Raw genomic sequence first — 11,409 nt, 5'->3', positions numbered from 1 at the left:
CCGTGTGCGGCTTCATCCTTCATAGTTGGTCAAGACCCAGGCCCCTGTCAAGCGCACCCTGATGACCGTTGTGCGGCGGAACACTCAGCCAGTCTCCCCCATGCGCCGGCGGAAAGAGGCGCCGTAGATGGGGGTGCGGGCATCGACCATGGGGTCGGCGGGCTCGATGCCGGCGGGCAGGCGGCCGGGCAGGAACAACAGGGTGCGCTGCTGGAAGTCCTGGTCGGACGCGACGCCAGTCAGGGTCAGCGTGCCCAGATCGACCTGCCGCCGCGTCTCCGGCCAGGCGACAGTGGCGTCATCGACCCTGTCGCCGGTCTCCGCCACCTGCAGCATCAGGCGGAAGCGCGCCGGGCCCTGGGCCAGGCGCCGCGCCATCTCCGCCGTCAGATAATCGGCCGGCCGGCCCGCCGCCTCGGCGGGAGTTAGCAGCGTCTGCCCCACCTCCGGCACCAGGCGGTAGCGGCCGAGGGTGGCCCGGCCCTGGGCGTTGGTGAAGCGGAAGGCGTTGACGGCGAAATAGCCCAGGGTGGCGTAGCTGGCGGGGATGGGCTTGGGCAACGCCTCGAAGGCACGGGCCCCCGGGTGGGACGCCAGGAAGGTCGGAAGGTCGTGCGCGGCCGCCGCCTGGACCATGGCCAGGAAATCAGCCGCCGTCGCTACCGGGAATCCGTTCACGGAATGGGCGACGATGTCGGTGTCGGTGCCGTCGGCCAGATGGAACTTCAGCGCCATTCCACGAGGGCTGGCCATGGCGTCGCCATCCGCCTGGGTGGGGATGCCGGCGAAGTTGGAGAAACGGATGGTGACGGGCGTCGGGCCCGCCTGGAAGTGCGGCGCCCGGCTGACGCCGGCGGCGGCCGGGGACGGGACGAAGGTCCCCTCCACCACCAGGCCCTTGGCGTGCACGGCGCGGGCACCTGGCTGATGGCCACCGAAGGCCTGGTCCAAAGCATCCAAGGTCGCCTTGGGATCGACGGGCTGGGCCATGGCCAGGGAAGAGATGGCGGCCATCAGGCCAGCCAGCGCCGCGCATCGCGTCAAACGCCGCATCCTTACCCCCCTCCCCCATGCCATCGTTGCGGCCGTTCAGACGCTCACCTCACCGGCCGTCTTCCAACCCCACCAGCGAGGCGGCGAAGGACTGGGCGTCGAAGGGGCGTAGGTCGTCGATGCCCTCGCCCACGCCGATGGCGTGGACCGGCAGGCCGAACTTCTGCGCCAGCGAAACCAGCACACCGCCGCGGGCGGAGCCGTCCAGCTTGGTCAGGATCAAGCCGTTGACCGACACCATCTCCTTGAACACCTCCACCTGCGAATGGGCGTTCTGGCCGGTGGTCGCGTCCAGGGTCAGCAGGGTGGTGTGGGGGGCGGTGGGATCCACCTTCTTGATGACGCGCACGATCTTGCGCAGCTCATCCATCAGGCCCTGCTTGTTCTGCAGGCGGCCGGCGGTGTCGATCAGCAGCACGTCGGCGCCGGCGGCCCGCGCCTTCTCCAGCGCCTCATAGGCCAGGCCGGCGGCGTCGGCCCCCGTCTCCTTGGCCACCACCGGGGCGCCGGTGCGCTCGCCCCAAATCTGCAGCTGGCTGACGGCGGCGGCACGGAAGGTGTCGCCGGCGGCCAGCCACACGGTCTTGCCAGCGGCGCGCAGTTCCCGCGCGTACTTGCCGATGGTGGTGGTCTTGCCCGTGCCGTTCACGCCCACCACCAGCACCACGTGGGGCTTGTGGTTGCCGTCCAGCACCAGGGGCCGGGCCACGGGGGCCAGCACCTTGCCGATCTCATCCGCCAGGAAGCGCTTCACCTCATCGGGCGAGACCTCCTTGCCGAAGCGGCTCTTGGCCAGGTCGCCGGTGACGCGCGCGGCCATGGCGGGCCCCAAGTCCGCCTGGATCAGCAGCTCCTCCAGTTCCTCCAGCGTCTCATCATCCAGCTTGCGCTTGGTGAAGATGCCGCCGATGCCGTCGGTCAGCCGGCTGGTGGATTTGGAAAGGCCGCGCCGCAGGCGCGACAGCCAGCTGCCCTGCGGGGCTTCCTCCACCGGCGCCGCCGGGGCGGCGTCCAAGACCAGGGCCGATTTGGGGGCCGCAATGGGCGCCACCACCGGCTCCTCAGCCATCTCAGGCGGCGTCGGCGATTGTTCCGGTGGCGAAACAGGCTCGACGGCGACTGGAATTTCAGGCGTGGGGGGAACGACGGCCGGGGCTTCGGCGGCGGGCTTCTTACGCTTGATCCAATCGAACATCAGCAGCAACCCATCAGCATGTCGCCATCCAGCCCGGAAATCCGGGCGTCCACGAGCGTGCCCGGCGCGAAATCGCGATCCAGCCGCACCTCGGCGAATTGTTCCGTACGGCCGATACGGCCCTTTTCCACCAGCACCGTGACGGTGCGCCCCTGCTGGCTGGCCAGGTGCCGGCGCACCGCCGCCTCGCCCGCCGCACGCAGCTGGGCCGCCCGTTCCTTGCGCACCGCCTTGTCCACTTGGGGCATGCGGGCCGCCGGCGTACCGGGGCGCGGGCTGTAGGGGAAGACGTGCAGCCAAGTCAGGCCGCAATCGGCCACGGCGTCCAGGGTGTTCCGGAACATCTCATCGGTTTCCGTGGGGAAGCCGGCGATAAGGTCGGCGCCGAACACCATGTCGGGCCGCAGGTCGCGCGCGCGCTGGCAGAAGGCGACGGCATCGGCGCGGCTGTGCCGGCGCTTCATGCGCTTCAGCACCATGTCGTCGCCGGCCTGCAGGCTGACGTGCAGGTGGGGCATCAGGCGTGGCTCCTCGGCGATCAGGCGCCAGAGGTCGTCATCGATTTCCACCGGGTCCAGCGAGGACAGGCGCAGGCGCGGCAACTCCGGCACCAGGGCCAGCAGGCGGCGGATCATCTGCCCCAGGGTCGGGGCGCCCGGCAGGTCGGGGCCGTAGCTGGTGACGTCCACGCCGGTCAGCACCACCTCACGGTAGCCCTGGTCCACCAGGGTGCGCACCTGGGTCACGATCTCGCCCATGGGGACGGAGCGGGAATTGCCCCGGCCATAGGGGATGATGCAGAAGGTGCAGCGGTGGTCGCAGCCATTCTGCACCTGGATGAAGGCGCGGGCGCGGCCTTCCATGCCCTGGATCAGGTGGCTGGCGGTCTCGCGCACCGACATGATGTCGTTGACGATCACCCGCTCCGCCTGGCCGGTGCCGAAGCTGGTCCAGCTGTCGGCCTTCAGCTTCAAATCGTTGCCCAGAACCTGGTCGACCTCGGGCATGGCGGCGAAGGTGCCGGGGTTCACCTGGGCGGCGCAGCCGGTGACGACGATGCGGGTACCCGGGTTCTCCCGCCGGGCCTTGCGGATGGCCTGGCGGGCCTGCCGCTCGGCTTCCGACGTCACGGCGCAGGTGTTGAAGATCAGCACGGGGCCCAGGCCGGCGGCGCGCGCGTGGTCGCGCATCACCTCGGATTCATAGGCGTTCAGGCGGCAGCCGAAGGTGACGACCTGCGGCCCGCCGGCCTCGCCGGAGATCTCCGGACCGGAGCCTTCCTGGCGGTGCTCGTGCCCATGATCAGTGTCAGCGTGCTCGGCACTCATCGCGCGGCGCCCGCCAGCAGACTGTCATCAAGCGTCCCGCTGAAGGCCGTGGCCACCGGCCCGGTCATCAGCACGTGCCCGTCCTCGCGCCACTCGATGGTCAGCGCGCCGCCATCCATCACGATCTCGGCCTTGCGGCCCGTCAGGCCGCGGCGGGCGGCCGCCACCAGGGTGGCGCAAGCGCCGGAGCCGCAGGCCAGGGTGATGCCGGCGCCGCGTTCCCACACCCGCATGCGCACCTGGCCGGGTGTCACCACGGTCGCCACCTCGATATTGGCGCGCTCGGGGAAGGCGGTATGGTGTTCCAGCTGGGGACCCCACTGCGCCAGGTCCACAGCCTCCGCATCGTCCACGAAGAACACGGCGTGGGGGTTGCCCATGTTGACGGCGCAAGGGGCCGACAGCGGTCCGGCGGCCACCTCCAGCGACAGGGTGTCGGCCGGTTCAGCCAGCGGGATCTGCCGCCAGTCCAGGCGAGCGGGGCCCATGTCGACCGTCACCGTGCCATCGGCATGGTGGGTGGCGGGCAACAGGCCGCTGATGGTTTCCACCGTCAGGCTGTCCCGCCCAGCCCCCTCGGCCGCCACCAGCGAGGCGACGCAGCGCGTGGCGTTGCCGCAGGCGCCGGACTCGCTGCCATCCGGGTTCAGGATGCGCATGAAGACATCGGCGCCAGCCGACTGCGGCGGTTCCAGGATGATGATCTGGTCGCAGCCGACGCCGAAGCGGCGGTCGGCCAGGACGCGCGCCTGCGCGCCCGTCAAGGACAGGGGGGTGTGGCGGGCGTCCAGAACGACGAAGTCGTTGCCAAGCCCGTGCATCTTGAGAAACCGGCGCGCCATGATGCCCGGTTATATGGCGACGATCCGCCCCCTGTCCATGGGCGTGCCCGGCAATGCCGCCCCGCCCCCACCGCAGGTTGGGGAAAGACTATTTCCGGCCGAACACCAGCATCTTGGACAGGACGAAGTTGAAGCCCATGCCGGCCAGGGAGCCTGCACCCTTGGCGCCGTAGGGCCACAAGGTGGGCAGCCAGGGCAAGACGGCGACGGCGAAGGCAGGCGCGTCCAGCCAGACGATGAGGTTGTATGTCGCCAGGTTGACGACGCCGCCCACGGCGTTGGCCGCCAGGAACTTGGCCCACTGGCGGATCGCGCCCCGCCGGCTGGCGCCGGTGAAGGTGAACTGCCGGTTCATCCACCAGGTGAAGGTGGCGGCCACGAAGTAGGAGAAGAAGCCGGCGCTGTGCTTGTCCAAACCTAAGGGGTTCAGGGCCACCCACAGCGCCCCCATGTCCACGAACAGGCCGGCCACGCCGATGAGGGCGAAGGACATGACCTCCGCCTTCACGTGTTTCGGCTTGCCATCCGGCAGATCGCCCTTTGGCAGATCAGCCACGCCCTCAGCCCCGGCCCAGCGGGGCGAAATCCGGCGCCGGGATTTCCAAATAGCGCAGGCGCTTCATCTCGCGACGCCCGCGGGTGACCGTGTCCAGGATCAGGCCGCAGGTCAGCGACAGGAAGGCCAGGGTCATGAGGCCGGTGGCCAGCACCGCCGTGGGCAGGCGCGGGACCAGGCCCGTCTCCACGAAGGTGATGAAGATGGGAATGCCCAGGATGATCGACAGCAGCGCCAGCAGGATGGCGGCGACACCGAAGAACAGCATGGGCCGCTCTTCCTTCACCAGCTTGGTGATCATCCACAGGATGCGCATGCCATCCTTGTAGGTGGACAGCTTGCTGACCGACCCGGGGGGACGGTCCTTGTAGGGGGTCTCCACCTCCGCGATCGGCATGCGCAGTTCCAGCGCGTGCACCGTCAGCTCCGTCTCCGTCTCGAAGCCACCGGCCAGCGCCGGGAATGACTTCACGAAACGGCGGGAGAAGACGCGGTAGCCCGACAGCATGTCGTTGGTGCGCTTGCCGAAAATGAAGGTCACCAGGCCAGTCAGCAGCATGTTGCCGAAGCGGTGGCCGGGGCGGTAGGCAGCCTCGATCTCCGTTACGCGAGCGCCGTTCACCATGTCCAGCTGCTCGGTCACCAGCCGGTCGATCAGGGCCGGGGCGCTGGCGGCGTGGTAGGTATCGTCGCCATCGACCATGACGTACACATCCGCCTCGATGTCGGCGAACATGCGGCGCACCACGTTGCCCTTGCCCTGCAGCGGCTCGGTCCGGACGACGGCACCGGCGGCGCGCGCCACCTCCACGGTGCGATCCTTGGAATTGTTGTCGTAGACATAGACGACGGCATCGGGCAGGGCCGCCTTGAAGTCGGCGACCACCTTGGCGATGGCGGCTTCCTCGTTATAGCAGGGCACCAGCACGGCCACGGTGGGCTTGCCGGGCTGGAGGGCGGTGGTGTCGACCATCGCATGTAGTCCTTGAAATAGGCGTTAGTTCACGGGGTTCATATCACGGTCCGCCGCAGGTTGCAGCGGGATGATGCGGCACAACATCATGGGCTCGTCCAGCGTCGAGGTGACAGGCTGGCAGGGCTCCCCGGCACCCTTGAGGCCATAGCGTGGCAAAATCTGGTCCATCGTCCAGGTCTCCCAATGCGCCAGCAGCAGGTAGAAGTCATCGCCGTTGGCGATGCCCTGGTCGATGCGCCGGCGCATCTGGCGGTTCAGCAGGATGTCGCCCTGGTCCGGATGAATGAAATAGCTCTGCACCCGCAGGAAGGGGATCTGCGGCGGGAAACCGGGGATGAGGAAGCTGGTGGGGGCGTAGCCGGTCATCAGGATGACGGTGTGGTCCGGCCGGGGAAGGACGGGTGCCTGCACCTCGGACACCTTGGCGCCGAAGGGCCGGTCGCCCCAGGGCACGCGGGCCCAGGTGCCCGACTGGCCGGTGGCGGCCAGCAGCAGCAGCAGGACGGCGGTGATGATGCCCCGCGCCCGGGCCGGCGCCGGCCACAGGGCCACGGCCGCCAGGATCAGCACGGGCGCCAGCATCTCCAGCGGGATCAGGTAGCGGTAGATGGCGAACAGCTTCAGCCACACCAGGTAGCTCAAGCTGCCGGCCAGCAGCAGGTAACGCCGGGCGCGGGCTGGGCCGGTGGTGTCCACCACGGGCGGCCCCTCGGCCGCGAACTGTCCGCGCAGCCAGCGGGCCAGGACCATCAGGCCCGTCAGCAGCAGCACGACATAGGCCGCCAGCACGCGATAATCGCGGAAGACGATCTCACCCACCAGCTTGGGATCCAGGGCCCAGGCGAAGGGGAACAGGGCGGCGGCGACGGGCCCCTTGGGGATGAACTTGTCGTCCCGGTAGGGGTCGGGCGTGCCCCAGGGGGAATGGAAGACGTTGTTGAAATAGGGGAACAGCGGATTCTGGAAATGGCTCCACAGGAACCACATCCAGTGGCCGGAGAAGATCGCCATGCCGGCCAGCACGCCCAGCCCAAAGAAGAAGGCCAGGAGCAGGCGGCGCCAGGGCGTGCCGCCTGCTGCCAGGAAGGCGGCGCAGGTGCCCACGGCGAAGACGATGGTGGGCTGTTTCAGCCCCACGCCGCTGCCCACCAGCAGGCCCGCCAGCACCACGCGGCGGAAGGCCGGGCCATTGGGCGCACTCCAGGCCGCCCCTTCCCCGCCAACGGCCACCAGGATGCCGCCAAGGACGAACAGGCTGATGACGTTGTCGTAGAAGGTGGTGCCCAGCAAGCCGACCTGGCCGCCGCCCACCATGCCGCAGACGGCGACGGCCAGAGCCACCAGAACGCGGCGGCGTTCCGGCGTCGCTGAACGCTGCACCGTCCAGGCCAGGCCGTACAGCAGCACCAGGTTCGCGCCCTGGATGCTGCCCAGCAGGAACTCCACCACGCGGGCGGGCAGCACCTGGGAAGCCATGAAGAAGGGCAGGTCCAGGGTGGGGTTGTAGAAGCTGGCCACCTGGGCCGGCGCCACATCCATGCCCCAGCGCCCGGTCAGGAAGGCGTAGGCATTGTACCAATGATAGTTGCGCAAATCCCAGTTGCCATCCTGGCCCAGCAGCACCGCCCACAGGCCGAACAGGAAGGGGCCCGCCAGCAGCAGGCTGAGCGCCAGGCGGCGAGCGGAACGGTCTTGTGTGGGCAGCAGCATGGGCGTCCGGCAGGCAGGAATTGGCGGGCGGCGGATTGGGCTACAGAATTGTCAGGAAACTAGGGCGAAACTAGGTCGGTGACAGCCGATCAGTGCACCATGTCAGTGTACCATACCGACCACGTCGGCCATGTCCGCCCCATCCAGGTCGGTATTGGCCAGGTCGACGTCGCGCAGGTCAGCCCCCGCCATCTTGGCGTCCGACAGTTCCGCATCCTTCAGCACCGCCCCCACCAGCGAGGATTGGGACAGCACCGCCCGCTTCAGCATGGCGCCGGTCAGGTTGGCGCCGTCCAGGCGGGCGCGGTGCAGGTTGGCGCTCCACAACCGCCCCGTGGAGCTTTGAATCAACACAGGCCCCAGATCGGCCCGCACCAACTGCGCGCCATTCAGGGTGGCGCGCTCCAGCGAGGCGCCGCGCAGGTCGGCGCGGCTGAGGTTGGCGTCGCGCAGGTCGGCCAGCGACAGGTCGGCCATGGGCAGTGAGGTGCCCACCAGGTTGGCCTTGCGCAGGCAGGCGCAGTGCAGCAGGGCGGCCGACAGATTAGCGCCCGCCAGATCGACGCCGCTGAGGTCCAGACTGGACAGATCGGCCCGGGCGCCCTCACGCCCCCCCGTCTCCACCCATTCGGAATGCAGGACCAGCATGGCGGACAGGTCCAGGCCGGCGTCCTCGGGCGTGGGGGCGTGAATGCCCTCCAGCACCTCTTCGGCGCGACGCGCGTTGTCGTCCAGGATGGTGCCCATCATCAGGGCGCCGGCGAATCGGGCAAGCCCCAGCTCCGCCCCCGTCAGGTCCGCGCCGTGCAGCTTGGCGCCCGTCAGGTTGGCGCCCGTCAGATCCGCGCCCTTGAGATCGCAGCCGGTCAGGTTGGTGTTGGTCAGGTTGGCGCGCGCCATCTTGGCGCCGCGCATGATGCAATCCGTCAGGTCCGACTGCACCAGGAAGGTGTTGGACAGTTTGGCCCGGCTGAGGTCGGCGCCCACCACGGTGGCGCAGGACAGTTCCGTCTGCACGGGCACGGCGTCGAATTCGTGGGCGGTGATGCTGCCGTCCTTGCGGACGTGCATGATGGTGCCTTCGCGCAGGTCGGCCTCGGCCATGGAGGCCTGGTTCAGCACGGCGCCGCGCATGCAGGCGCCACGCAGGTCGGCCCGGCGCAGGTCGGAGCGTTCCAGGTTGGCCAGGCGCAGGTCGGCGGCGTACAGCGACGCCCCTGTCAGGACGCAATCCACCATGCGGGCGCCGAACAGCTTGGCGCCCGAGAAATCGGCCTCGGCCAGGTTCAGACCGGACAGATCCATATGCGAAAGGTCACGCAGCTTAAAGCTGGCACGCACGCCCCCAGGCTGCTTCGTCAGAAACGCCCGATGCTTGCCAACAATCGCCAGCAACTCCGTCTGGCTCATCCTGGACCGTTCGGGTTCGGCATTTCTGCCGGACGACATCGACATACAAGCCTCCGCGGGGCCGGTCCCCCCCGCAATTCGAATCCGCCACGGAATGGCGCACTACCCAAAGACTACCCCGATAACCCGTTCATACCTTATCTTAAAGGCGCGCTGGAAGAGGGGGCGCGCACCCAAAATGAGCCTCTAGGCGAAATAGCGGGCCTGTCACCCCGTCTATTACAGGTGTACAGGCCGTTGACAATCGCCCGTTTTGGTTAAGGACCCGCCGCCGCCGTCCCTGATCCAGGCGCGACATCGCCGTTACCATCACCGCCTTGCCGCGGGGCGTCCTTGACTCCAGAAGCATTGACAGACGCCCTCCACAGGTCTAGATAGCCCCACCTCGGCCCTGGATCCGTCAGATCCGGGACTGAGACCGCATCCCGCGCCAAGGCGCGACGCCAGTCCACGAGTTTCGTGCACTGGCGCTTTTCGTTTGGGCAAATGGGCCTGAATGGACGCTTGGACTAGGGGCGGGATGAAGATCGGAACGGCAATGGCCAGGACGGGTTATGTTTGACGGCTTGACAGGACGGCTCGGCGATATCTTCGACCGGCTGCGTCGGCGTGGCGCCCTCACCGAAGAGGACGTTGGCGCCGCGCTGCGCGAAGTGCGCGTGGCCCTGCTCGAAGCCGACGTGGCCCTGCCCGTGGTCAAGTCCTTCATCAACGGCGTGAAGGAAAAGGCCGTCGGGCAGGAGGTGCTGCGGTCCATCACCCCCGGCCAGATGGTCATCAAGATCGTCCACGACCACCTGGTCGAGATGCTGGGCGAGCAGAACGAGGGCATCAACCTCAACGCCGAGGCGCCGGTGCCGGTGCTGATGCTGGGCCTGCAGGGCTCGGGCAAGACCACCAGCACCGCCAAGATCGCCCGCCTGCTGAAGACCCGCGAAAAGAAAAAGGTGCTGATGGCGTCGCTGGACACGCGACGCCCAGCCGCCCAGGAACAGCTGCGGGTGTTGGGTGAGCAGGTGGACGTGGCCACCCTGCCCATCGTCCCCGGCGAAGACCCGGTGACGATCGCCCAGCGCGCCATGCGCGTCGGCCGACTGGAAGGCTATGACGTCGTCATGCTGGACACCGCCGGCCGCCTCGCCATCGACGAGGAGTTGATGGACGAGGTCGTGCGCATCCGCGACGTGACCAAGCCGGTGGAAAGCCTGCTGGTGGTGGACGCCATGACCGGCCAGGACGCCGTCACCGTAGCCACCAATTTCAATGACAAGGTCGGCGTCACCGGCATCGTCATGACCCGCATCGACGGCGACGCCCGGGGCGGCGCCGCCCTGTCGATGCGCCAGATTACCGGCCGCCCCATCAAGCTGCTGGGCACCGGCGAAAAGATCGACGCGCTGGAGGCCTTCCACCCTGATCGCATCGCCGGCCGCATCCTGGGCATGGGCGACGTGCTCAGCCTGGTGGAGAAGGCCGCCGAGACCATCGACCGCGAGGAAGCCGAGAAGCTTGCCGCGAAGATGGAGAAGGGCAACTTCGACCTGGACGACATGCTGTCCCAGCTGCGCCAGATCCGGAAGATGGGCGGGATGGGCGGCATGCTGTCCATGCTGCCCGGCGTGGGCAAGATCAAGGACCAGCTGTCCAAGGCCAACATCGACGAGCGCATGCTGAAGCGTCAGGAGGCGATCATCACCTCCATGACCCAGAAAGAGCGCCGCGACATCAAGATACTGAACGCATCGCGCCGGCGCCGCATCGCGCTGGGGTCCGGGACCACGGTGGCCGACGTCAACCGGCTGCTGAAGCAGTACCAGGACATGGCCGACATGATGCGCAAGTTCAAGAAACTGGGGAAAAAGGGCCTCATGCGCCAGGGCCTGTCGGCCCTGATGCCCAAGGGCCGCTGATCCGCCAGCCAAATTTAGTATCCGCCTTTCACCATCACCTTCAGTTCAACATCAGAGTCAGGAAGTAAGAAATGTCCCTCAAGATTCGTCTGGCCCGCGGTGGCGCCAAGAAGCGTCCGTTCTACAGCATCGTCGTGTCCGACAGCCGTTCGCCCCGCGACGGCAACTTCATCGAGAAGATCGGCACCTACAACCCGATGCTGCCGCGTGACCATGCCGAGCGCATCACCCTGAAGGAAGAGCGCGCCCGCCACTGGCTGTCCGTGGGCGCCCAGCCGACCGACCGCGTCGCCCTGTTCCTGGGCCGCGCCAACATCATCGAGCTGCCGAAGGTCCGCGAGACCCCGAAGAAGTCCGCCCCGAAGGCGAAGGCCCAGGAGCGCGCCAAGCTGGCCGCTGCTGCCGCCGGCAGCGAGGGCTGATTGGCCT

At 68.1% G+C, this 11,409-nt stretch carries 10 protein-coding genes; 2 read left to right on the top strand and 8 right to left on the bottom strand.

The window, feature by feature from the left end; all coding sequences use genetic code 11:
- Positions 1-84: 84 nt before the first annotated feature.
- From FBZ87_RS15935 to FBZ87_RS15900, 8 genes are all read right to left on the bottom strand, one after another.
- Positions 85-1,053, bottom strand: a complete 969-nt coding sequence (locus tag FBZ87_RS15935) for a catalase family peroxidase (protein WP_211106962.1) — start codon at positions 1,051-1,053, stop codon at positions 85-87.
- Between the two features lie 49 nt (positions 1,054-1,102).
- Positions 1,103-2,251 (bottom strand): signal recognition particle-docking protein FtsY, encoded by a 1,149-nt coding sequence (ftsY, locus tag FBZ87_RS15930; protein ID WP_416235249.1) that lies wholly within the window; start codon positions 2,249-2,251, stop codon positions 1,103-1,105.
- Positions 2,248-3,576: a tRNA (N(6)-L-threonylcarbamoyladenosine(37)-C(2))-methylthiotransferase MtaB gene (mtaB, locus tag FBZ87_RS15925; protein WP_246134433.1), complete on the bottom strand. Its 1,329-nt coding sequence runs from the start codon at positions 3,574-3,576 to the stop codon at positions 2,248-2,250. The genes ftsY and mtaB overlap by 4 nt, the downstream gene beginning before the upstream one ends.
- On the bottom strand, positions 3,573-4,418 hold the full coding sequence (gene dapF / locus FBZ87_RS15920; RefSeq protein WP_145611283.1) for a diaminopimelate epimerase: 846 nt from the start codon (positions 4,416-4,418) through the stop codon (positions 3,573-3,575). The genes mtaB and dapF overlap by 4 nt, the downstream gene beginning before the upstream one ends.
- A gap of 88 nt (positions 4,419-4,506) precedes the next feature.
- On the bottom strand, positions 4,507-4,974 hold the full coding sequence (locus tag FBZ87_RS15915; protein ID WP_145611282.1) for a GtrA family protein: 468 nt from the start codon (positions 4,972-4,974) through the stop codon (positions 4,507-4,509).
- A 4-nt stretch (positions 4,975-4,978) separates the two neighbouring features.
- Positions 4,979-5,947: a glycosyltransferase family 2 protein gene (locus FBZ87_RS15910; protein WP_145611281.1), complete on the bottom strand. Its 969-nt coding sequence runs from the start codon at positions 5,945-5,947 to the stop codon at positions 4,979-4,981.
- Between the two features lie 24 nt (positions 5,948-5,971).
- Positions 5,972-7,660, bottom strand: a complete 1,689-nt coding sequence (locus tag FBZ87_RS15905) for a hypothetical protein (protein WP_145611280.1) — start codon at positions 7,658-7,660, stop codon at positions 5,972-5,974.
- A gap of 102 nt (positions 7,661-7,762) precedes the next feature.
- Complete coding sequence (locus FBZ87_RS15900; RefSeq protein WP_246134432.1) at positions 7,763-8,965, bottom strand: pentapeptide repeat-containing protein; 1,203 nt, start codon at positions 8,963-8,965, stop codon at positions 7,763-7,765.
- A gap of 659 nt (positions 8,966-9,624) precedes the next feature.
- Here FBZ87_RS15900 and ffh point away from each other — a divergent pair.
- Positions 9,625-10,980: a signal recognition particle protein gene (ffh, locus tag FBZ87_RS15895; RefSeq protein WP_088872013.1), complete on the top strand. Its 1,356-nt coding sequence runs from the start codon at positions 9,625-9,627 to the stop codon at positions 10,978-10,980.
- A 71-nt stretch (positions 10,981-11,051) separates the two neighbouring features.
- Complete coding sequence (gene rpsP, locus FBZ87_RS15890; protein WP_040848024.1) at positions 11,052-11,402, top strand: 30S ribosomal protein S16; 351 nt, start codon at positions 11,052-11,054, stop codon at positions 11,400-11,402.
- Positions 11,403-11,409 lie beyond the last annotated feature (7 nt).

The organism is Nitrospirillum amazonense (genome assembly GCF_007828035.1).
Classification (GTDB): domain Bacteria; phylum Pseudomonadota; class Alphaproteobacteria; order Azospirillales; family Azospirillaceae; genus Nitrospirillum; species Nitrospirillum amazonense.
The sequence above is the reverse complement of the archived record's forward strand: the minus strand, read 5'-3'. Positions and strand labels throughout refer to the sequence as shown.

Bases quoted from the DNA above. Each gene is read 5' to 3' on its own strand.
- mtaB (WP_246134433.1), bottom strand. From the start codon at position 3,576: ATGAGTGCCGAGCACGCTGACACTGATCATGGGCACGAGCACCGCCAG.
- rpsP (WP_040848024.1), top strand. From the start codon at position 11,052: ATGTCCCTCAAGATTCGTCTGGCCCGCGGTGGCGCCAAGAAGCGTCCG.
- FBZ87_RS15900 (WP_246134432.1), bottom strand. From the start codon at position 8,965: ATGGATCTGTCCGGTCTGAACCTGGCCGAGGCCGATTTCTCGGGCGCC.
- FBZ87_RS15905 (WP_145611280.1), bottom strand. From the start codon at position 7,660: ATGCTGCTGCCCACACAAGACCGTTCCGCTCGCCGCCTGGCGCTCAGC.
- FBZ87_RS15935 (WP_211106962.1), bottom strand. From the start codon at position 1,053: ATGCGGCGTTTGACGCGATGCGCGGCGCTGGCTGGCCTGATGGCCGCC.
- FBZ87_RS15910 (WP_145611281.1), bottom strand. From the start codon at position 5,947: ATGGTCGACACCACCGCCCTCCAGCCCGGCAAGCCCACCGTGGCCGTG.
- dapF (WP_145611283.1), bottom strand. From the start codon at position 4,418: ATGGCGCGCCGGTTTCTCAAGATGCACGGGCTTGGCAACGACTTCGTC.
- ffh (WP_088872013.1), top strand. From the start codon at position 9,625: ATGTTTGACGGCTTGACAGGACGGCTCGGCGATATCTTCGACCGGCTG.